This window comes from uncultured Mucilaginibacter sp. (genome assembly GCF_937859865.1).
Classification (GTDB): domain Bacteria; phylum Bacteroidota; class Bacteroidia; order Sphingobacteriales; family Sphingobacteriaceae; genus Mucilaginibacter_A.
In genome coordinates, this window is record NZ_CALMAT010000100.1 from 15,684 (window position 1) to 37,109 (window position 21,426).

Annotated in this window: 25 protein-coding genes and 1 pseudogene (1 of these 26 cut by a window edge); 10 read left to right on the forward strand and 16 right to left on the reverse strand. The window is 41.7% G+C overall.

Annotated elements, in window-relative coordinates:
• A pseudogene (locus Q0192_RS10505) lies at positions 1-845 on the forward strand (pyridoxal phosphate-dependent aminotransferase) (it extends 353 nt beyond the left edge of the window).
• A 15-nt stretch (positions 846-860) separates the two neighbouring features.
• Here Q0192_RS10505 and Q0192_RS10510 read toward each other — a convergent pair.
• On the reverse strand, positions 861-1,250 hold the full coding sequence (locus tag Q0192_RS10510; protein WP_299289438.1) for a VOC family protein: 390 nt from the start codon (positions 1,248-1,250) through the stop codon (positions 861-863).
• A 343-nt stretch (positions 1,251-1,593) separates the two neighbouring features.
• Here Q0192_RS10510 and Q0192_RS10515 point away from each other — a divergent pair, with 343 nt between their 5' ends.
• Entirely contained in the window at positions 1,594-1,902 is a 309-nt protein-coding gene (locus tag Q0192_RS10515) for a hypothetical protein (RefSeq protein ID WP_299289439.1), read from the forward strand.
• A gap of 141 nt (positions 1,903-2,043) precedes the next feature.
• Here the strand turns inward: Q0192_RS10515 and Q0192_RS10520 are convergent, their stop codons facing one another.
• The 4 genes from Q0192_RS10520 to Q0192_RS10535 all read right to left on the reverse strand — a co-directional run bounded on the left by Q0192_RS10520 (position 2,044) and on the right by Q0192_RS10535 (position 5,173).
• A complete protein-coding gene (locus Q0192_RS10520; RefSeq protein WP_299289440.1) occupies positions 2,044-2,313 on the reverse strand; it encodes a type II toxin-antitoxin system RelE/ParE family toxin in 270 nt (89 codons plus the stop codon).
• Positions 2,310-2,510 (reverse strand): hypothetical protein, encoded by a 201-nt coding sequence (locus Q0192_RS10525; protein WP_299289441.1) that lies wholly within the window; start codon positions 2,508-2,510, stop codon positions 2,310-2,312. The genes Q0192_RS10520 and Q0192_RS10525 overlap by 4 nt, the downstream gene beginning before the upstream one ends.
• 119 nt (positions 2,511-2,629) lie before the next feature.
• On the reverse strand, positions 2,630-3,193 hold the full coding sequence (locus Q0192_RS10530) for a hypothetical protein (protein ID WP_299289442.1): 564 nt from the start codon (positions 3,191-3,193) through the stop codon (positions 2,630-2,632).
• Positions 3,194-3,433: 240 nt separating this feature from the next.
• Positions 3,434-5,173 carry a phospho-sugar mutase gene (locus tag Q0192_RS10535; RefSeq protein ID WP_299289443.1) on the reverse strand — a complete coding sequence of 580 codons (1,740 nt, stop codon included), beginning with the start codon at positions 5,171-5,173 and terminating at the stop codon, positions 3,434-3,436.
• Positions 5,174-5,577: 404 nt separating this feature from the next.
• Here Q0192_RS10535 and Q0192_RS10540 point away from each other — a divergent pair, with 404 nt between their 5' ends.
• Entirely contained in the window at positions 5,578-7,413 is a 1,836-nt protein-coding gene (locus tag Q0192_RS10540) for a glycoside hydrolase family 2 TIM barrel-domain containing protein (RefSeq protein WP_299289444.1), read from the forward strand.
• Between the two features lie 137 nt (positions 7,414-7,550).
• Here the strand turns inward: Q0192_RS10540 and Q0192_RS10545 are convergent, their stop codons facing one another.
• From Q0192_RS10545 to Q0192_RS10560, 4 genes are all read right to left on the reverse strand, one after another.
• Positions 7,551-8,222 (reverse strand): SDR family NAD(P)-dependent oxidoreductase, encoded by a 672-nt coding sequence (locus Q0192_RS10545; protein ID WP_299289445.1) that lies wholly within the window; start codon positions 8,220-8,222, stop codon positions 7,551-7,553.
• A gap of 204 nt (positions 8,223-8,426) precedes the next feature.
• Entirely contained in the window at positions 8,427-8,849 is a 423-nt protein-coding gene (locus tag Q0192_RS10550) for a helix-turn-helix domain-containing protein (protein ID WP_299289446.1), read from the reverse strand.
• 11 nt (positions 8,850-8,860) lie between these two features.
• On the reverse strand, positions 8,861-9,193 hold the full coding sequence (locus tag Q0192_RS10555) for a type II toxin-antitoxin system HigB family toxin (protein ID WP_299289447.1): 333 nt from the start codon (positions 9,191-9,193) through the stop codon (positions 8,861-8,863).
• Between the two features lie 81 nt (positions 9,194-9,274).
• Positions 9,275-10,489 (reverse strand): NAD(P)/FAD-dependent oxidoreductase, encoded by a 1,215-nt coding sequence (locus Q0192_RS10560; protein ID WP_299289448.1) that lies wholly within the window; start codon positions 10,487-10,489, stop codon positions 9,275-9,277.
• Here Q0192_RS10560 and Q0192_RS10565 point away from each other — a divergent pair.
• Positions 10,488-11,072 (forward strand): NADH-quinone oxidoreductase subunit A, encoded by a 585-nt coding sequence (locus Q0192_RS10565; RefSeq protein WP_299289449.1) that lies wholly within the window; start codon positions 10,488-10,490, stop codon positions 11,070-11,072. The genes Q0192_RS10560 and Q0192_RS10565 overlap by 2 nt on opposite strands.
• Before the next feature lie 2 nt (positions 11,073-11,074).
• Entirely contained in the window at positions 11,075-11,566 is a 492-nt protein-coding gene (locus Q0192_RS10570; protein WP_299289450.1) for an NADH-quinone oxidoreductase subunit B, read from the forward strand.
• Between the two features lie 183 nt (positions 11,567-11,749).
• On the opposite strand, the gene Q0192_RS10575 is transcribed toward Q0192_RS10570, so the two are convergent.
• Positions 11,750-11,929 carry a hypothetical protein gene (locus tag Q0192_RS10575; protein WP_299289451.1) on the reverse strand — a complete coding sequence of 60 codons (180 nt, stop codon included), beginning with the start codon at positions 11,927-11,929 and terminating at the stop codon, positions 11,750-11,752.
• 46 nt (positions 11,930-11,975) lie between these two features.
• Entirely contained in the window at positions 11,976-12,278 is a 303-nt protein-coding gene (locus tag Q0192_RS10580; RefSeq protein WP_299289452.1) for a hypothetical protein, read from the reverse strand.
• Between the two features lie 107 nt (positions 12,279-12,385).
• On the opposite strand from Q0192_RS10580, the gene trxA reads away from it, so the two are divergent.
• Positions 12,386-12,691 carry a thioredoxin gene (gene trxA, locus Q0192_RS10585; RefSeq protein ID WP_299289453.1) on the forward strand — a complete coding sequence of 102 codons (306 nt, stop codon included), beginning with the start codon at positions 12,386-12,388 and terminating at the stop codon, positions 12,689-12,691.
• An 8-nt stretch (positions 12,692-12,699) separates the two neighbouring features.
• Here trxA and Q0192_RS10590 read toward each other — a convergent pair whose 3' ends face one another.
• Positions 12,700-13,557, reverse strand: a complete 858-nt coding sequence (locus Q0192_RS10590; protein WP_299289454.1) for an aminotransferase class IV — start codon at positions 13,555-13,557, stop codon at positions 12,700-12,702.
• Positions 13,558-13,576: 19 nt separating this feature from the next.
• Positions 13,577-14,617 (reverse strand): RluA family pseudouridine synthase, encoded by a 1,041-nt coding sequence (locus Q0192_RS10595; RefSeq protein ID WP_299289455.1) that lies wholly within the window; start codon positions 14,615-14,617, stop codon positions 13,577-13,579.
• 63 nt (positions 14,618-14,680) lie between these two features.
• Between Q0192_RS10595 and Q0192_RS10600 the strand changes: the two genes are divergently transcribed.
• The 3 genes from Q0192_RS10600 to Q0192_RS10610 all read left to right on the forward strand — a co-directional run bounded on the left by Q0192_RS10600 (position 14,681) and on the right by Q0192_RS10610 (position 17,429).
• Complete coding sequence (locus Q0192_RS10600) at positions 14,681-15,751, forward strand: DUF6588 family protein (protein WP_299289456.1); 1,071 nt, start codon at positions 14,681-14,683, stop codon at positions 15,749-15,751.
• A gap of 18 nt (positions 15,752-15,769) precedes the next feature.
• Positions 15,770-16,654 (forward strand): pyridoxal-phosphate dependent enzyme, encoded by an 885-nt coding sequence (locus Q0192_RS10605; protein ID WP_299289457.1) that lies wholly within the window; start codon positions 15,770-15,772, stop codon positions 16,652-16,654.
• Positions 16,655-16,958: 304 nt separating this feature from the next.
• Positions 16,959-17,429 carry a hypothetical protein gene (locus Q0192_RS10610; protein WP_299289458.1) on the forward strand — a complete coding sequence of 157 codons (471 nt, stop codon included), beginning with the start codon at positions 16,959-16,961 and terminating at the stop codon, positions 17,427-17,429.
• A 4-nt stretch (positions 17,430-17,433) separates the two neighbouring features.
• Here the strand turns inward: Q0192_RS10610 and bshB1 are convergent, their stop codons facing one another.
• The 3 genes from bshB1 to Q0192_RS10625 are packed head-to-tail and all read right to left on the reverse strand — an operon-like array spanning position 17,434 to position 19,314.
• Complete coding sequence (gene bshB1 / locus Q0192_RS10615) at positions 17,434-18,159, reverse strand: bacillithiol biosynthesis deacetylase BshB1 (RefSeq protein ID WP_299289459.1); 726 nt, start codon at positions 18,157-18,159, stop codon at positions 17,434-17,436.
• 26 nt (positions 18,160-18,185) lie between these two features.
• Positions 18,186-18,689 carry a glutathione peroxidase gene (locus Q0192_RS10620; protein WP_299289460.1) on the reverse strand — a complete coding sequence of 168 codons (504 nt, stop codon included), beginning with the start codon at positions 18,687-18,689 and terminating at the stop codon, positions 18,186-18,188.
• A 4-nt stretch (positions 18,690-18,693) separates the two neighbouring features.
• Positions 18,694-19,314: a DUF4294 domain-containing protein gene (locus Q0192_RS10625; protein ID WP_299289461.1), complete on the reverse strand. Its 621-nt coding sequence runs from the start codon at positions 19,312-19,314 to the stop codon at positions 18,694-18,696.
• 106 nt (positions 19,315-19,420) lie between these two features.
• Here Q0192_RS10625 and Q0192_RS10630 point away from each other — a divergent pair.
• Positions 19,421-21,426: bifunctional (p)ppGpp synthetase/guanosine-3',5'-bis(diphosphate) 3'-pyrophosphohydrolase (locus Q0192_RS10630; protein ID WP_299289462.1), on the forward strand; the 2,006-nt coding region annotated here is incomplete at its 3' end.

Here is a 21,426-nt window from a genome sequence, read left to right on the forward strand (position 1 = left end):
TGATTATCCCGACGCCTTATTGGGTTTCCTACTCGGAAGTGGTAAAGCTGGCCGAAGGCGAATCCGTTTTTGTAAACGCGACGGCCGAGCAGGATTTTAAAATTACGCCCGAACAATTGGAAGCGGCCATCACGCCAAAATCAAAATTGTTTATGTTTTCTTCGCCCTGCAACCCAACGGGCAGCGTGTACAGCAAAGATGAATTGGCAGCTTTGGTGAAAGTTTTTGAGAAATATCCGCAGATTTATATCCTGTCCGACGAGATTTACGAACACATCAGTTATTTGCCGAAACACGAATCCATTGCGCAGTTTGAATCGGTAAAAAACCGCGTCATCATCATCAACGGGTTTTCTAAAGCTTATGCCATGACCGGCTGGCGCATTGGTTACACGGCATCCAACAAAGAACTGGCTACAGCTTTTGATAAAATGCAGGGCCAAATCACTTCCGGCACTTGTTCGATCACCCAAAAAGCTGGTGTTGCTGCATTGGAAGGCGGACTTTTATCAGTTGAAGAAATGCGTGTGGAATTTAAAAAACGCCGCGATTTGGTTTATGGATTGCTGAAAGAAATCCCTAACATCAAAGTGAATTTGCCGGATGGCGCTTTCTACTTTTTCCCGGATGTAAGCGCGTATTTCGGCAAACAATACAACGGCAAAGTTTATAAAGATGCCGCCGAACTTTCTATTTATTTATTGGAAGAAGCCAATGTTGCCGTTGTTGGCGGCGATTCTTTTGGTGATGACAATTGTATCCGTTTATCTTATGCTGCTGCGGAAGATAAATTGAAGGAAGCAGTAAAAAGGATTAAAGAGGCGCTGGCGAAATTGGAGGCTTAAATTATTTCGTATGATTTAATTTTGTAATTTCTCTTCTTCTATCACCGATAAAATATTCCCAGCCGGATCTTTAAACCATGCAATTAAAGGTTTGCCTCTGCAAATTCCTTTTTCGTCTGTTTTTAAATAAGGTTCGTTGTATTGTTCAAATTGTACGCCGAGCTTGTTCAAATCATCTACAGTTTGTTCAATATCATTAACCATAAAATTTAAAATAGTGAAAGTTGTCGGTTGATGGTTTGGTTTTGGATAAACCCAAACTTTGCTTCCGTTTGCAAAATGCAAGGTTAACAAACCTTGCATTTCTTCGGTAACTTGCAATCCAAGTATCGTACTGTAAAATGCTTTGGCTTTGGAAATATCATCTACTGAAAACCCGCTGAACGCTTTGTTATCTTTAAACATATTTATACTTTTTAAAAACTTATATGCTTCTTTTATCGCCTATTTTTCAGTTTGCTTTTTCGGTACAATTTAACATCCATTGTACGCCAAATTTATCGGTGCAACTTCCATAATAAGCGCCCCAAAATGTATCTTGCAATTGCATTGTAACTTGTCCATCTACCGAAAGTGCATCAAACAATTTTTCGTTCAGCTTTTATCGGGTTTCTAAAACTGCAACCGAAGAAGATTTTGCATTAACCGCTGGTTATATTATGGCATATGCAGGTAACTTTTATCACAAACAAAAACAACAAGTTTGCTTCCTGCTTTTGATAATTAATTCACTTTGAAAAATTTAAATATGGAATGGTACAATTATCTGGCAGCTTTATTTGCCGGTGCTTTTTTAGCAAACACAGTCCCTCATTTTATACATGGCATTTCGGGCGACAGGTTTCCTACACCTTTTGCTAAACCGCCTGGCGTTGGTTTATCTTCCCCTACAATCAATGCAATATGGGGGCTGTTCAACTTGGTAGTGGGATATTTATTATTTACTGTAAGCAAAACAGACCGCGCCCATCCTTTATCGTTGCTGTTGCTTTTTGTAGGAATTGCATTTGTGGGTATCGACCTGAGCAGGAGGTTTCAAAAGAAAGATCGGGAATAATGATTGGGTTTTCTCAAAAAACAGGGCAACTGATAGATACTTCACAATGCTTCTTTTACCACACAAAAAAAGTCCCGGCCAAATTAAAAACTGAGACTTTTTAGGAATGCTTCTTTTATCGGTTATAATTTTTATTTACTATTATGGAAACACTTCTTTATAAATGTCTCTACGGTGAACAATGCGGGCAAATTCTACAGTATCATCGGCAACAAAAATTCCGATCCGAAAATCCCTTATCCGTATCCGATAAGCATTTTTATAACCTTTTAATTTTTTAATGTTTTTTATAGATAAAACATTAGAACTGAGTTCTACATTTTCAATAGTTTCCGAAACATCTTTAAATATATTTTTATTCTTGATTTTGATTAAATCCTTGTTAAACTTGTCAAGAAATTCGACTCTCATTCCCCTTTCAATGTTTCCATAATTGTTTCCTTTGAAACTTTTTGTGTACGGTCAGCTTCCTTCATCAAAACACTTAAACCTAATTCTTCCTTATCTTCTTCAGAAATCACTTTCGCAGTAACTTTCATTTTTGAAAAAAGCTGTGTCAGCAATTCAAATTCTGCCTTATTCTTTGGGCTGATAATGATGCTTTCCATATTCAAATATAATGATAAACGGTTGCAATTATAGAAAAGCAAGATGCTTCTTTTACCCTATAAAAAAGTCCCGGCCAAATTAACGGCCGGGACTTTTTTGTGGGTGCTTCTTTTATCGGTTATAATTTGAAACCATAAGCCAAACGCAAGCCAATGATGCCGTAATTGCTGTGGTTTCCCGAGAAGTTTTCGTAACGCAAGCCTAAATCTAAGCCTTTGTTGCCAGCATAACCAATGCCCGGCGATAAGATCAATTTGGTTTCCTGGGCGTGGTTCAGTTCAAAACCTGCACCGGCTTCGCCGCTTAAATAAAAGTTTTGTGCGAAGAAAGATTTCAACCCAACTTTAACCGGAATCATGTTCAAATCATTGCTGTACAAACCTTTATCGGTTGATTGGAACTCGCCGTTTTTGGCAAAGAAATGGTAAAAACCGGGCGTCAACATCAGCGACAAGTTGTTTGACAAATCGTATTGCAAACGTGCCGTTCCGCCCAATTCAAAATTCGAAAAGTTTTTGGTTGCATAACCGCCTTCTAAACCCAAACCCAAACGCAATGCGTTGTTAGAACCTGCGGAAGAAAGGCGTGTTGTTGTCATTTGTGCCTCCACCTGGCTTCCACCAAGCAGGATAACCATAGCTGCAACTGCAGCAATCCATTTTGTTGTTGTTTTTAATATCATAGTATAAATTTTAGTTTCCGGGATTTTCTTAAAAAAAACCCTGCGCAATTTTAAACAAATAGCTTGCCATTGCTTTCAAATCAGGCAAAAGAACCTTTAATTTACTGGCATAAAAACAGTTATCTTGAAATTTTATACCGACGATTTGGCAGTTTTAACCAACAAAAAGACCGGCAAAGTGCAAACTTTCCGGTCTTATTGTATTTGGTTTTCACTGATTTTTACCCGATAAAAGAAGCATTACACTTGCAGGTCTTTCATCATTTTATCAATCTTGTCTTCCAGTTGCTTGTCGGTTTCGTGGTAAGCTTCTTTGCTTTTTAACGGACCGTTCACGCTGCAATAAAACTTAATTTTAGGTTCTGTGCCAGATGGGCGGGCGGAAACAATGCTGCCGTCTTCGGTTACAAACTGCAAAACATCCGATTTGGGAAAATTCAGTTTAGTGGTTTTACCGGAGTTCAAATCTGTTTCCACGCCTTTTTCGTAATCCTTCAAAACTACCACTTTTGATCCGCCCAGTTCTGTTGGCGGCGTAGTACGGAATTTCTCGATCATGGCCACAATTTCCTCGGCACCGCTTTTTCCTTTTTTGGTGATCGAAATTAATTTCTCTTTGTACAAACCATATTGCAGGTACATTTCGATTAAAGCTTCATACAAACTGCTGCCTTTATCTTTGTAAAAAGCCGTCATTTCTGAAATAAAAGCCGAAGAAACTACGGCATCTTTGTCCCGCGAAAACCCGCCCACCAAGTAACCATAACTTTCTTCGCCGCCGGCAATAAAGGTTTCTTTGCCTAACAATTTTGTCATCAACTGGCCAATGTATTTAAAACCGGTTAAAGTATTGTAGCAATTGATATTTTTGGAAGCCGCAATTTTATCAATCAAATAAGTGGTTACGATTGTTTTTACCACGTATTCTTTGCCGGTCAGCTTGCCGCTTTCCTGCCAGGCCGTCATCAAATAATTCAATAATAAACTTCCGGTTTGGTTTCCATTGAACAAAATCCATTCGTTCTGGTCGTTTTTTACTGCGATGCCAACTCGGTCGCCATCAGGGTCGGTCGCCAAAACCAAATCAGCATCGGTTTCTTTTGCTTTTTTCAGCGATAAAGTCAACGCTTCTTTTTCTTCGGGGTTTGGATAGATGACGGTCGGGAAATTGCCGTCGGGCGTAGCTTGTTCATCTACCAAGATCACGTTTTCAAAACCAAATTCGGCCAGTGCTTTCGGTACCAAAGTAATCCCGGTGCCATGGATTGGCGAATAAACGATTTTCAAATCTTTTTGGCGTTGAATGGCTTCTTTGGAAACCGACAAGGTTAAAATATCTTTTAAATATTTTTGGTCAATGTCTTCGCCGATCAGTTCTACATTTTCTTCAATGCGGTCAAATTTTACTTCATCAATATTTTTGATGGCCGAAACTTCCTTCATCACATCAGTATCGGCAGGAGAAACAAACTGGCCGCCATCTTCGCCATAAGCTTTATAACCGTTGTATTCTTTCGGGTTGTGCGAGGCAGTCAGCATCACGCCGCTTTTACAGCCCAAAGTACGGATGGCATAAGAAAGTTCGGGCGTTGGCCGAAGTTCTTTAAAAAAGTAAACGTGGATGCCGTTGGCCGAAAAAACATCGGCAGTAGTTTTGGCAAAAAAATCGGCATTGTTGCGACTGTCATGTGCAATGGCCACTTTAATCTGCTCGTTGGGATAGGTTTTTTTCAGATAATTGCTCAAGCCTTGCGTGGCCGTGCCGATGGTATATTTGTTTACGCGGTTAGAGCCTGCGCCCATAATGCCGCGCAAACCGCCAGTGCCAAATTCGAGGTCGCGGTAAAAGGCGTCCGTCAGATCGGTGTACTTTTTTTCGTCCAGCAATTGCTGGATTTCTTTTTTCGTGCCTTCGTCATAGCTTCCCTGAAGCCATTGGTTAATTTTATCCTGAACTGCAGGTTCTAATTCTTGCGCCATGTTGAATTTTGTTTTGGTTTGATGGGTTAAAGTTATAAATCTTGTTTATAAAAAACAGCAGTAGAAAATGTAATGCTTTAATTGAAAATTTATTAAACAATAATGATTTTATAGTGGTAAAAGAAGTATGTATAAATGGTGCAACCCAACTTGTATTTTTAAAAAAGGCGGTACGGCCAGCAGAAATTAGGTTTAATTTGCAATAAGTATTTCGCAACAGAGTTTTAAACATATATTTTAAAATTGTTTTATACTGAAACTTATGCCATTAAGTTAACGTATTTTTTTCAACCCTCCTAAAAATTACAGCCTTCACATTTTAAACTTTACCGCAAAAAACCAATCTATTGTTGGTAACCCCGGATTAAAATTTACCCTATAAAAACAGTATCTGATTTATTGATATGAGCTTTGAACTAAACCGTCCAAATTATGGCTTTTCTAAAAGCAAAGAAGAGCACGACAGCCGGGACTACAACAACCCTTTGCCGCGGGCCGTTATCCGCCCCAACTCTTTTACTTTATTAGATGGCGAATGGAAGTTTGCGTTTGACCGGGAAGACCGCGGTTTGACAGAAAACTGGCACATCAGCTACGACTACCAGGAAACGGCACACTGGCCGGGCAGCGTAGAACAGTTGATTGCGACAGGTCATCCAACAGAAAAAGCCTGGGACGATAAAGTAGTGGTTTGGTACGAACGCGAATTTCCGATGCCGGTGCAAACCATCGAACCAGGCTCGCCGCCGTCTATGCTGCAACTTACTTTTGGTGCCTGCGGCTACGAAACACAAGTTTGGTTAAACGGCTTTCCGTTGCATACCATTGAAGGCGAACTGGTGCATGTAGGCGAATACACTTCTTTTTCTTACGAGCTGGACGAGAAAGAAATGCAGCCCGTGAACCGTTTAACCGTTCGTATTGCCGATACCAAAGATGCGGATACCACGCGCGGCAAACAGGAATCGTCGGTTTATAAACGTGGCGGCATTTGGTACCAAACTTATACCGGTGCCGTACGCAGCATTTGGCTGGAATCGGTAGAACGAAACCGTTTACGCTCGCGGGTTGGTGTGGTAAGTATGGTGGAAGAAAAGATGGTCCGCCTTAATTTAACGACCCGCATCCATGACCCAGGCGCTTATACCATTAAGTTGAAAGTATTTAACAAAAACCCGGAGCAAGACCAGCCTATCGCAACCGATGAATATCCGCTGTTGTTGGAAGCCGGACAAAAACAGCAACGCGTGGTGATCGAAATCCCGGACGCAAAATTATGGTCGCCGGAATCGCCAACTTTGTACCGTTTGGTTGCGCAATTGGTAGACAGCAATGGGTACGTGGCCGAAATCGAAACTAACTTTGGCCTGCGCAAAATTGAAGCGCGCGGCTGCTGCATCTACCTTAATTACAACCCGGTTTATATAGATGGGATTTTGTACCAGCCCGGTGCTGCATCTTATGAAGAAATAAAGCAGCACATGCATGCCATGAAAGCTTTAGGCTGTAATTTGGTGCGCATCCATATTGCCGGCGTTGACCCGCGGATTTATAACCTGGCCGATAAATTAGGGCTTCTTTTATGGGTCGAAGTCCCAAGCCCACATACTTCAAATACCAAAAGCCGTGAAAACCACCGTGCCGAACTGCTGCGGATGCTAGCCCTGATCGGTTCGCATCCATCTGTTGTAATTTGGAGTTTGTACAACGAGGACTGGGGCGCACAGGACATCGCCACCAACCCCGAAACCAGGAAGTACATTATGGAGATGTACCATTATATGCAAATTGCCGAACCGCAATTTTTGGTAGTGGACAACGATGGCTGGCAGCATATTTCGTATGAAGGCCGCTTAAAATCCGACTTGTTGACCGCCCATCTTTACACACCGGATTTAAAACGTTGGGGCGAACTGCTGGACGAGCTGGCGAGCGGCCAATTAAATGGCGTAGCCGCAAATCCTTTAGTGGTTGGCGACCCTTTTTTTTACCGTAAACAAGTGCCGCTGATTGTAAGCGAGTGGGGCGGATTTGGTTTCTCTGATTATGGCGGCCCGCAAAGCAACGACGAACGCACGCAGCAAATCAGATTGTACAAAGAAGAATTGCGCAAACGCCCAATTGCAGGCGATGTTTACACCCAAGCTACCGATATTGAAGATGAAGTGAACGGACTGATCACCACCGACGGAAAATTAAAAGTACCGGAAGGTTTGTTAAATTCGAGAGGCGGGAAATAGGTAAAAATTTAGGTGGTAAAAGAAGCATGAGGTTATAAAGAAAGGATTGCGATTTTATCCAGATTGCAATCCTTTCTTATCAAATACTTATGTTAATTTTCCAAAGATTGCGGAGTGCAACCTTGTTTGTACATGCCTTAAAAATCTTCTGTACCTGGTATGGTTATATTATAAAACCTACCGCTTTCCATATCGGCGATACCGTTATAAATCCCTTCGGCAGATTGCTCCGGTGTTAAAGGAGCTTGATCACCGCCCAATTTGGTTTGCACCCATCCCGGGTGAACTGGTGTTACCTTAATATTACGCTCTGCAAGTCGTTTTGCCAGTATTACCGCATACATATTAATAGCTGCTTTAGACATACAATATGCCGTACCAGTAACATCTGCGTTTCTTGGTAATCCCATCTGGCTGGAAATAAAAACGATTTGTCCGCCATCTTTGATTATTTCAAGCAACGGTTCATTAAAAAACACAACACCAGTGATATTGGTAGCAATGGTTTGATTAAAGGCATTGATTTCAGGCGTTACATCAAATATGTCAGGAGCTGCGCCGGCATTGTTGATCACCAAATCAATCCCTTTCGTAAGTTCAGCTATCCTGCTGATCGCACTGGCAACGCTGCCTTTGTCGGTTGCGTCCAACGCTACTACCTCTAAATTATCATTTTGAAAATCGTTGAGAACACCCGATCTGGTCGTGCCAATCACGTTAAAATTTTCAGCTAAGAGTTTTTTCGCCAGCGCCAAGCCAATGCCGCTGCTGATGCCAGTTATTACAGCGGTTTTATTTTGATTATTCATTGTTTCCTTTTTTTAATTTATAACCTGTTTTATTTAGTTTTGTTCCGTTTATCTTCTATGCTTCTTTTATCGCCTAAAAAAATGGCAAGCATCAGGTTTTTGATTGATTTAAATTGATGCAAACACCAATTTTTATAGGGTAAAAGAAGCATATCATTACGAAACAAGGATTGCAATTTTAATAAGATCGCAATCCTTGTTTTTTTAATTTTCTGCCGAAAGCTCTTTTAAACTTTTAGTTTTATCAGATGAAATGAGCGGATAAATTCGGTTAAAAGCTTCTTGTTTCACTTTAAACCTTTCCGCCAGTTTTCTGATAATTTCTTTTGAAAAACCTTTTTTATAATTTAAAATTTCGGATACCACACTTTTGCTAACTGCTAACAAAGCAGCCAAATCTTTTGGTTTCATGTTATTTTCTTCCATCAGATACTTAAGTAAAGTAACCGGATCACTTTGCTGCGAAAGTTGATGATCTTCATCCCATTTTTCAATCAAAAAAGTTAAAAGTTCAATTTCATCTTCTTGTTGATCGTTAGTTTCTTTATCCACTAACTTTTCCAACAAATTGCAATATTGCCAGTACTGCTCTTCTGTTTTGATGACTTTATATTTTAATGTTTCCATTGAAATTTTAATTAATACAATCTAATTTCATATTGCTGGTTTACTTTGCACAATTTGGTATATTCTGCATGTGTGCCAATCCAACAAATGGCTAAATGAACACGTGTTTTTGCAAAGCTATATTTACAAATCATTCTGTAATTATTTCCAGCAATATTAAATACCACTCTGTTTGTACCATTTCCCAATAAGTCAGCAGAATTAAAAGTGAATTGAATATCTTCGGGAGTATTCCAATCAACAATCTTAATTACCTCCATCCACAAGAAAAAAGCATTTCTGCTGATTGCGTGTTTTCTAACAAAGTCTGCTACTGTTTTTTCTTTGATTAAATGTACACGCATTATTTTTTACAAATATCTTAAACAGTTCGCAAAAAGCGAACGATTTGAAGATATATTTTTATTACACTGAAATTTCATAACCTACAAATGCTGCGCAATTACAAACCCGCTTGCCCAAGCCCATTGAAAATTATAGCCGCCCAGCCATCCCGTAACATCCACACATTCGCCGCCAAAAAACAAGCCCGGTACTTTTTTAGCTTCTAAAGTTTTTGAGGAAAGTTCCTCCGTAGAAACGCCACCGCGCATCACTTCAGCTTTATCGTAACCTTTATCGCCTGCCGGTTTTGTTTTAAAATGATGGATTACCTTTTCAACTTCCTCCAAATCAACTTTGCTTAACGATGCCAGGTTTTTTTCGACTGGTAAAAGAAGCATCAACGCTTCGGCAAATTTGCGGGTGTACAAGTTTGCAAGCAACGTAAGCAACTGCTTTTTTCCGTTCAGCTTTCGTTCTTTGTCAATCAATTCCATAATGTTTTCGTTTGGAAGCAAATCAATTTCAATTCCCATTCCGGGTTTCCAATACGAAGAAATTTGTAAGATTGCCGGTCCGCTTAAACCCCAATGTGTAAACAAAATATTTTCTTCAAAACTCATTTCGCCACAAGTTACACGGCAAAAAATCGAACTCCCGGAAAGCTGTTCGTACCATTGCTGTTCTTTGCCGGTAATGGTTAAAGGCACCAAAGCCGGGGCAGTTTGTGTAATCGCTAAACCAAACTGCCGTGCAACTTTCAACCCAAAATCTGTGGCGCCCATTTTGGCAATCGGCAGTCCGCCGGTTGCAACCACTAATTTTGTTGTTTGGATGGATTCTTCCCGCCCGTTTCGAGCAAAACAAATTTTAAAGCCGATACTGTTTTTATCAATGCTTTTTACGTCTGTATCGCACCAAATTTCCTGACCGGTATCGCGGCACAAATCCGTAAAAATCTTCACAATATCTTTGGCTTTGTTGTTTTCCGGAAAAAGCTGGCCCAGTGTTTTTTCTTTTCCGCGGATGCCGTAAGCTTCAAAAAAATCAATCGTATCTTCTACCGTAAACTGCGAAAAAGCGGATTTACAAAAATGCGGATTGGCCGAAATGAACTGCTGCGCCGAAGTATTTAGATTGGTATAATTACACCTTCCGCCGCCGCTGATCAAAATTTTGGCACCTGGTTCTTTGTTTTTTTCGAGTATTAAAGTTCGTTTGCCCAGCAATCCCGCTTGTACGGCACAAAACAAACCGCAGGCACCGCCGCCAATAATTACGGCATCAAAACCGTTGTGTTTTGTTAAATTTGTATCCATGCAAGAAGTTTCGCAAATATCCGAATTTGGCAAGATACTCGTGTTTTTAATTACCGGTTTTATCCTGACCGGCGGCCTTTTGTTGTTGAACAGGTTGATCGCGCCAAATAAACCAAACCCTGAAAAACTAACTTCTTACGAATGCGGCGAAGAACCAACCGGTTCTTCCTGGGTGCAATTGAACTCTCGCTTTTACGTCATCGCTTTGATTTTTTTGTTGTTTGATGTGGAAATGGTTTTCGTTTTCCCTTGGGCAACCGTTTTTGGCAGCCACGAATTAATTGCACAAGACGAACGCTGGGGCTGGCTTAGCCTGACAGAAATGTTCGTTTTTATGGGGATTTTGATACTTGGCCTCATTTATGTTTGGGCAAAAGGGGATTTGGAATGGATCAAAACCAAAGTGGTACAACCACGGGTTTCGGTCAATATCCCGGCTTCGGCATATGATAAAATCAACGAAATGAGTTATGCGGCGAAACCTTTCTTTGCAGAAGAGACAAAAAATATAGTGGTAAAAGAAGCATCGGAAATTACAGCAACTGTTCGTAAACCGATGTTTAAACCAAAATTAAAACAATAAAGATGAGTGCAGGAAACAAACTGGACGGCGGCGTAATCGTTACCAAACTGGACGATTTATTAAACTGGTCGAGGTTATCTTCATTATGGCCGATGAGTTTTGGGATTGCCTGTTGCGCCATCGAAATGATGGGTTCGTATGCTTCCACTTATGATTTAGACCGTTACGGCGTTTTTCCGCGGCCTTCACCCCGGCAATCGGACGTGATCATCATCGCCGGAACGGTAACTTTTAAAATGGCCGAACGGATCAAACGCTTGTACGAACAAATGCCCGAACCGCGCTACGTGATTTCGATGGGTTCGTGCTCCAATTGCGGCGGCCCGTATTGGGAACACGGCTATCATGTGGTAAAAGGTGTTGATCGGATTATTCCGGTTGATATTTATGTGCAAGGTTGCCCACCGCGCCCGGAAGCGTTGATCGGTGGCATTTTAGAATTGCAGAAAAAGATTGAAAAGGAAGCGTTGATGAAGGAGAAAATGGCTGGATAGTGTTGCCCTTTTAAACCGAAAGGATAAATTTATTTAAAGCAATTCAACTATTATTACCGAAATAATATTTCTCCTTTTTGTCATTTTTGCAAAAAGGAGAAATCTTCTTCAAAGAAGCTTGACTTTTCTGGTTGAAAAAGATTTCTCCCTTTGGTCGAAATGACAGTAAAATAAAAACTAATTTTATTTATGCTTCAAGGTATCCTGCATCCCGTTGGTGCTGTCTTTCATGCGCACAACACCCGTGTTACCAACCGTGTCGGATCTTCCCGGACGGGAAACATCACCGTTTGACCCATTATTGCAGGCCTCAAAAACAGTACTTGTGGCCAGGATCAAAGCAAAGAAAAGTATCTTTTTCATTTTTAATATTTTAGTATTTAAGCGGGTTAAACTTCCAAGTTTGCTATTAACGCTGAGACTTTTGCGTGTTTTTCAGGTAAACAGAATCGGCGCCCACCATGCCTTGCGCTGTTGTGCTTCCGTTGGCGCTTTTTGGGGCTGCGCCTTCCGGTTGCGATTTTACGCCGCCAACAGTTTCTCTTATACGGCTGGTTTCGTGCGAAGTATCATTGCCCGGTGTAGTGCCTGCCTCAGGCGACTGGCCGTTTTTTGTATCAATGCCGGATTTATCATGACTGCCGTTGCAAGCCGCAAAAATACCGGCAGTCAGCAAACCTACAAACGTTAAAGTTATTTTGTTAAGTGCCATTTTTTCTGGTTTTATATGCAGAACACTACTTTGCTGAATTAGTTTAAACGTATTTTCAAAATCTGCTGCTTTCAAACAATCTGCAATTGCTGCTTGTTCTTTTTCTTATGAAAACTAAAGCAACATTCGCAGAGTTGATCAAAGGCGACAAACCGGTTTTGGTAGATTTTTTTGCCACTTGGTGCGGGCCGTGCAAAAGCCAGGCACCAATTTTAGAAAGCCTGAAAAGCACGATGCAAAACGAGGTTACGATCCTGAAAATTGACGTAGACAAAAATCCGAAAGCAGCCGCAGCGTACCAAGTGCAAGGCGTGCCAACCTTGATATTATTTAAAAAAGGACAAATCAAGTGGCGTCAATCTGGTGTGGCCAGCAGTGCACAATTGCAGCAGGTAATTAAAAATGCACAGTAAAAGAAGCATCACATTGCTTCACTCACGCTAATCTGTTCGTTTAGCTTCTGGCTTAAAAACTTACTGGTTTCGTAAAAATAACGCTTTCGGTTAAAGCCCAAAACCCATTGGATGCCGCGGGTGGCATTGGTAAGAAAAACCTCTTCCGCTTCATTCAATATTTGTGGTTTGATCTGTGCCTCGGTAACCGGAATGCTGTTTTTAAGGGCCAAATCAATTACCACTTGCCGCATTACACCTTTGATGCAGCCTTCGCTCAAAGCCGGCGTGTACAACGTTCCGTTATACTTGATAAAAATATTTGCGCTGATAGATTCGCACAAAAACCCATTTTGATTGAGGATGAACGCTTCATCCAAGCGGTTATGTTTCCGGTAAACGCCTGCAAGTACATATTGCAAGGAGTTACAGGTTTTATAATTGGACAGTATGTTTATCGGCTTCGTCAAATCCTCGTACACATCTACCAGCAGGCCGCGTGCATTCAGCAAATACTGCTGGTCCTGCCATGTTTCCCATTCGATGGCATAAGCGGCTTTGTTCCCAGCAGGTGTGTATAAACCTTCGGCATCACGAAAAACCGTTAAACGCAACCGCCCGTTTTTAGCTTTATTTCGGGTTGAAAGCTCGCGCGCTTTGTCTTTCAAAAAATCGGCATCCATTTCCGAGTAACCGTCCAGCTTTAAAACTTTCATGCCAGTTTGCAAACGTTTGGCATGTAAACCGGCAAACTGTAAATTGCCCTTAATCATCCGCATGGTTTCAAATAAACCGTCGCCATAATGAAAAGCACGGTTGTTAAATTGTAAAACACGTTGGTTTGCCGGAACAATCTCTCCGTTATAGTTATCAAATATCAGCGACATGAAGAATCAAAACATGCAATCAATCGTTTTCGTTGTTTCCCGAAGCCACATATTTCTGCCACTTTTCTAAAGCCTGCCGGAAATCGTTTGGCAAAGGCGCTTCAAAATGAACATACTTTTTACTGCTTGGATGAATAAAACCCAATGTTTGCGCGTGCAAAGCCTGCCTCGGTAACAACTCAAAGCAATTTTCTACAAATTGTTTGTACTTCGTGAAAACTGTCCCTTTCAAAATCTTATCGCCGCCATAAACCGCATCGTTAAACAAAGGATGGCCAATATGCTTTAAATGCGCCCGGATTTGATGCGTGCGGCCGGTTTCCAATTGGCACTCAATCAGCGTAACATAATTTAAGCGCTGCAAAACTTTGTAATGCGTTACGGCCCATTTCCCATTTTCTTCGTCATCGTAAATAGACATCACGCGGCGGTCTTTTAAACTTCGACCGATATAACCCGTAATCGTTCCGTCTTTTTCCAAATCGCCCCAAACCAAAGCCAGGTATTTCCGGGTGATACTGTGGTCAAAAAACTGCCTTGCCAGCCAGGCCATCGCCCTTTCGTTTTTGCTGATTACCAGCAAACCGGAAGTATCTTTATCAATGCGGTGTACCAAACCCGGCCGCCCGCTGTTGCCCGGTAGTTCCGGCAACTGGTTAAAATGATAAACCAAACCATTGACGAGTGTGCCGTTAAAATTATTAAAACCGGGATGAACAACCAGTCCCGCAGGTTTATTGATGATGAGCAAATCGTCATCTTCATAAACAATATCCAGCGGAATATTTTCGGGATAAACTTCAGTATCGCGTGGCGGGTGCGGCAGTACAACCGAAATCACATCGCCGGGCTTTACTTTATAACTGGCTTTGATAGGCTTATCGTTCACCAAAACATTGCCCAAATCAATCCCGTTCTGGATGCGGTTTCGGGTTACGTTTTCCATCCGGTTCATCAGAAATTTATCAATCCGCAGCAACGACTGGCCTTTATCCACCACAATGCGCAAGTGCTCGTACAGGTCCTGGTCTTGGTCGTAAATTGCTGTTTCCTCGTTCATGAGGCACAAAAGTAGAAGTTTTTTTGGGGAACCATTTTTTTAGAAGCAACGTAAGAAAAGGTTATGATGAAGATTTTTAAAACAACATTTGTTGCCTGCATGCTTCTTTTATGCACTAAAATTCAGGCTCAGGATTATATTTCGGCTTTGGTAAAATCCGGCCCGGCCGATGCAACAAAACTGGCCAACGCTTATTTAGAGCCGCTTTTTAAAGGATTTGGAAACGGCATTAACAGCGGCTGGAACAACACAGCCAAAACCAAAAGTTTGCTCGGGTTTGATTTGCATGTAAGTGCTTCCGCGGTTTTTGTTCCTTCGGCTGATAAAAGTTTTGATCTAACCCAGATCGGATTGTCCAACAACGTGCGGCCAACTGACGCCAGCAGAACCATTGCGCCAACCATTGCCGGTGCTGATAACGCGCCGCAAATTTCAGTTTACGATAACAACAACCGCAATATTGGCACTTTCAGGTTGCCTTCGGGCGTACTTCCGGCTATTCCGGCACCGCAAGTTCAGTTAACGGCTGGTTTGGTTTATCACACCGATGCAACTTTGCGTTACATGCCTGCTATCAATTTTGGCAGCAATGTAGGTTCTGTTTCAATGATTGGCTTCGGCTTAAAACACAACATTTTACAAGACTTTGTAGGGAAAACCGCCGATAAAATCATTCCGCTTGATTTAGCTATCAGCGCTGGTTTTACGCAATTAAAATACCATTTGGATGTAAGCGTACAGCCCGACCAAAGTGCGCAACCAAAAGACAACCAGCAAAGTACCGATTTTAGCAACCAGCGCATCAGCGGAAAACTAAATGCTTTTAATGCCGAATTGATTGTTTCTAAAAAGATTCTATTCTTTACGCCTTTTGCTTCGGTTGGCTACCTCACTTCTAATACCAACTTAGGTTTGCTGGGCAATTTTCCGATCACAACCGGAATCAATAACATCGTTCAGCAACAACCCACTTATACTACTTTTACCAATCCGGTTTCGATCAAAGAACGCAGCGTAAACAACGTAAAAGCAAGTTTAGGTTTTCAGATGAACCTGGCTTTCTTCCGATTGTATGCTTCTTACACCGCCTCGCAATACCAGTCGGTTAATGCCGGGGTTGGTTTCGGTTTGTAAATTGGTTTTCTTTACGGGATGGATTTTCCGATCAACAGTCCGGTCCACAAAATTGACGATGCTGTTTTTACCGACCAAAAATTGGCGTTGTATTTAAAACGCGATGACCTGATCCATCCCCTTATTTCCGGCAATAAATGGCGCAAGTTGAAGTATGTTTTGCAGGATGCCAGGCTTCAACATAAAACCCGTTTGGTTACTTTTGGCGGCGCTTTTTCTAACCATTTGCTGGCCACGGCTGCGGCCGGTGCAACTTTTGGTTTTAAAACGACCGGTTTTGTACGCGGCGAAAAAGTGCAGAACGATACGCTGTTTATGTGTTCGTTGTTGGGAATGGATTTGATTTTTACTGATCGGAAAAGCTATCAGCATAAACAAAAGCTTTTTTTAAACTACTTTTCTGAAGATCCTTCCACCTATTTTAAGGATGAAGGCGGCGCTTCTGCCCTGGCTGCTTCAGGTTGCGCCGAGTTGGTAGATGAACTGGAAGAAACCTATGACTACCTTTTTTGTGCCTGCGGAACAGGAACTACGGCTGCCGGGATCATCAACGGGCTGGCCGAAAAAAAGCTGCGCACAAGTTTTCATACCGTTCCGGTTTTTAAAGAAGCCAATTGGATGCGGCAGGAGATCGAAAAATACCTGCTAAAAGAAGCATCGTTTAATGTTCATACAGCTTATGGTTTTGGCGGCTATGCAAAAACAACGCCTGAACTGGTTGCTTTTATCAAAAATTTTATCGCCCGAACCGGCATCCTGATTGATCCGGTTTATACCGGCAAAATGCTTTTTGCCATTTTTGACCTGGCTAAAAAAGGATATTTTAAACCCGGTTCAAAAATTTTGGCCATCCATACCGGCGGCACTTTTGGTTTGCTGGGGATGCAAAACCGGTTTGGGTAAATTTGCTTTTTATCAATTGCTGCTTTTTACAAGCCTTCCTTATTAAACTTTTAATAATATTTTCCCAAAAAACAATACTTATACGCAAACCATAATTTAAAGCAACCGGGCTTTCTGCAAAAACCAAAAATTTATGCCATAAAAGAAGCATCAGAAAATGAATGAACGGCTGAAGTAAATTTTGAAAAACACTTTATTGTAAAAGAAAAGTTACAATTAATAGTGTTAATAAACAAGATATATTATATCTATTTTAATATTTTAATGTTACTAATATATCAATAATCTACTAATATTATTTATAATGACCAATCTCGATGCCAAACTAAAAAACAAACTGCTTGACCTGGCAGAAACGCTGAACGCTTTTAAATCTGAAGCGGTGCAGCTAAAAATAGCAGAAAGGCTGCTTGATGTTGTTTTTAACGAAGAACAGGGGCCCGGCGATGAGAACCTGGAACAACAGGAAAACAATTTTGCTTCGCGCAGGGCAAAAAGGATCAACACGAACAGCCGTATGCAGGATGGCACAAATACGCGCGAACGTAAATCTACAGGCGCCACCAAAGCGATGTACCGTTTACTACAATCTGATTTTTTTGATCAGCCGAAAACCATTGCCGCCATTGCCGAACGCTATAACGAGGAGTTTAACGAGAACTTTAAAACGTCGGAAATATCAGGCATTTTATTAAAATCGGTAAAAGAAAACCTGCTAAAGCGCGAAAAAAACCAGGAAAACAAAAGGTATGAATATGTGAAGGCGAACGATTAAACTTTTAAACCAGGTCGAAAAGATCGTTTACGCCAAACAGCCTTTTGGAAGTAAAACCTTCGGCATATTTTGCCTGGATTGACCTTCCGAATTCCCGTGCGCGCGCTTCTGCAACCTCCATAAACTCGGGGCTGGAAATGTAGGTTTGCGGTTCGTTTGCCCATTCTGGGTTATAAAATTGGGATTTATACGCTTTGATACTGGCTACTTTTTGTGGCCAGTATTCGGTTATATCAATTAAAATATCCGGTTTGATGTAAGTGTCCTGGATGAAATTAAGAACGAGTTTTGGTCGCCAGGCTTCCTGTTCCGTTCCATCTTCCGATGCTGTTTTTATCCGCCTTAAACCTGCGTAAAAAGCGGCTTCCTGTACCAGTTCGGCTGCGCGTGCATGGTCAGGATGGCGGTCGGTAATGGCATTGGCAATGATGATTTCGGGCTGGTATTTTCGAATGACGCGGATCACTTCCTGCTGGTGCTGCTGGTCGTTCCTAAAAAAACCATCGGCCAGGCCCACATTTTCGCGGACGGTTAAATTCAATATTGCTGCTGCGTTTGCGGCTTCTTCACGCCTTATTTCTACCGTTCCCCGGGTGCCCAATTCGCCGCGGGTCAAATCGGCCACGCCTACTTTTTTTCCCAAAGCCAAATGTTTGGCTATCGTGCCGGCGCAATATAGTTCGGCATCATCGGGATGGGATGGCAAAACCAAAATATCTAATTTCGTCATGTTTTTGAATGGTATCGGCAGGAAAGCTAATGCTTCATTTCGAGCAGGCGCTCTATTTTTTTCTTGATTTTGGCAGAAGTTGGTTTGGTAAAAGGATAAAAAAAGTCGCACACTTCGCCTTGTTTGTTCACCAGGTATTTGTGGAAGTTCCAGCGCGGCACAGAATTAGCCTTTTCGTTCAGCTTTTTGTCAGACAGAAATTGGTAGAGCGGATGTGCGTACGGCCCGCGAACCCTTATTTTATTAAACAAATAATAATTGGTGCCATAATTAACCGTACAAAACTCCAAAATTTTCTCGCCGTCCAACGGTTCCTGCCCGCCAAAATCATTGGATGGAAAAGCCAGGATCTCAAATTCCTGTTCGGCGTAAAGCAAGCGCAAATCTTCCAGTTCTTTTAATTGTGGCGTAAATGTGCAGGCCGAAGCCGTGTTTACAATCAGCAGGACTTTTCCTTTAAATACTTCCAGGTTTATTTCGCGCCCCGCAATTGTTTCAACACTAAACTGATAAATATTTTTCCCGGTCATTGGTTTAATAATAAGAAGAGTATCCGGCAGACCGTAAAATCGCTTCAATGTCTTTGTCCTCGTCCGCGTTGTATTCTTCTTTTAAATCATGGCCAAACACACGTGCTACCGACTGCAACATAAAGGCATTTAATCCGCCCTTCAACTGTTTCAATAACTCATAACTGGTGTTTCCTGTTTCACGCTGAACCAACTTAATCAGTATTTCGCCTTGTGCAATTGTCAAATTTTTGATCTGCTTGTTAAAAAGGTCTTTGATCTCTTTTTCGCAGGCTTTGATCATTTCTTTTTGCTGCCTTTTGTCGCCGGTGGTGGCCAGGTCGCGCTGCAACTTGCGGTAACGTTGGCCGGCAAATTGGGCATACGGCAAAACTTTAAACACATTGTAACGCAGGCGGTTGTAGGCAGCGCGGTCTTCAGGGGTTTTAAAAACACGCATATCGCGGATGTTGGCATCCGGCAGTAAAACCCAGGGCACAAACTCGCCATTAAGCTCGGTAACGGCAACTTTAATGCTGTCGTTTTTACCAGGCTTGACTTTAAATGTTGCCTGGTCAGGCGTTGATTGTGCTTTTATAACACAAGTCAGACAGGAAAAAAGCACTATAAACCACAGATATTTCATAAATTTACCTAAAGCAAAAATAAGGTTATTTTAACAACAATTGGTAAAAGGCAAATACGTAAAACTGTTATTGATAAAATAATTTTTATGTGCTAAAAGAAGCATTATGAAAGAAATTGTGATTGACCTGGAAGCAGAGAAGAAAGAAATACTAAAAAGGTACCGGGCATTGCTGCGGGCATGCAAAGCGAAATTGCAAAAAGGCGACGAGCGGATGATCCGTAAAGCGTTTGAAGTTGCGGTAGAGAGCCACCAGGACATGCGCCGCAAATCAGGTGAGCCTTATATTTATCATCCCATTGCCGTTGCCCATATTGCTGCCGATGAAATTGGCCTCGGCCCAACTTCGATTGCCTGTGCTTTATTGCACGATGTAGTGGAAGACACCGACATTACTTTAGATGATATTGAGCGCGATTTCGGAAAAAAAGTAGCCAAAATTATTGACGGGCTGACTAAAATTTCCAGCGTTTTTGATACCAACAGCTCTTTGCAGGCAGAGAATTTCAGGAAAATGCTGCTGACGTTGGCCGACGATGTACGCGTGATCCTGATCAAACTGGCCGACCGCCTGCACAACATGCGTACCATGGAGTTTATGCCGCGCGACAAGCAGCTTAAACTATCCTCGGAAACGATTTATCTGTATGCACCTTTGGCGCACCGTTTGGGTTTGTATGCGATCAAATCCGAACTGGAAGACTTGTCCATGAAATACATGGAGCCGGAAACTTACCAGTTCATCAAAAAGAAACTGAACGAGAAAAAAGCCGAGCGCGAAAAGTTTATAGCCGACTTTATTGAGCCGGTAAAAAAAGTATTGGAAGCACAGCATTTAAACGCTGCTGTTTTTGGCAGGCCGAAATCCATCCATTCCATTTGGAACAAAATGAAAAAGAAAAATATTCCTTTTGAAGAGGTTTATGATCTTTTTGCTATCCGTATTATTTTAGACAGCACGCCCGAAAACGAAAAAGCCGATTGCTGGAAAGCTTATTCGGATGTTACGGATATTTATCGCCCCAATCCGGACCGTTTGCGCGATTGGATTTCTTCGCCCAAAGCAAACGGTTACGAATCTTTACACACAACTGTAATGGGGCCGCGCGGACAATGGGTGGAAATTCAAATTCGAACTAACAGAATGAACGAAATTGCCGAAAAAGGTTTTGCCGCCCATTGGAAATACAAAGAATCATCTACCGAAAGCGGTTTAGACCAATGGATCCACAAGGTACGGGAAATGTTGAAAAGCCCGGAAACGAATGCTTTGGATTTTCTGGACGATTTTAAGATGAATCTTTTTTCGGACGAGATATTTATTTTCACACCAAAAGGAGCATTGGTTCAACTGCCAACTAACGCAACGGCGTTGGATTTTGCTTTCGAAATCCACTCGGATGTTGGTGCACGCTGCATTGGTGCCAAAGTAAACCACAAGCTGGTTCCGCTGAGTTACAAGTTGCAAAACGGCGACCAAGTTGAAATCATTACGTCGAGCAAACAGGTCCCGAAAGAAGACTGGCTGAATTTTGTGGTTACGGCAAAGGCAAAATCAAAAATCAAATCGGCCTTAAAAGAAGAAAAACGCAAGATTGCCGAAGAAGGAAAAGAGATTTTGGAGCGAAAACTAAAAACGCTGAAAATTTCTTACACTTCGGATAATTTGTACAAGCTTTCGTACTTATTTAAACTGCAATCTACCCAAGACCTTTTTTACAACGTGGCGCAAGGTTTGATTGATTTGAAAGATTTGCGTGAATTTTTGGCATCAGAAAAAGTAGTCGAAAACCGACCGCCGGAAAAGATCGAAGCGGATCAAATTCAAACTTTAATCCGCAATGTTAAAACCAAAGACAGCGATATTTTGCTGATTGGCGAAGACATGCAAAAGATTGATTACCGTTTGGCAACCTGTTGCAACCCAATTCCCGGCGATGACGTTTTTGGCTTTGTTACGGTTGGTGAAGGCATCAAAATCCACCAAACCAATTGTCCGAATGCCACAAAATTAATGTCCAACTACGGCTATCGGATTGTAAAAGCAAAATGGACAAACCAGCAAGAACTGGCATTTTTAACCGGATTGCGTATTAAAGGAATTGACGATGT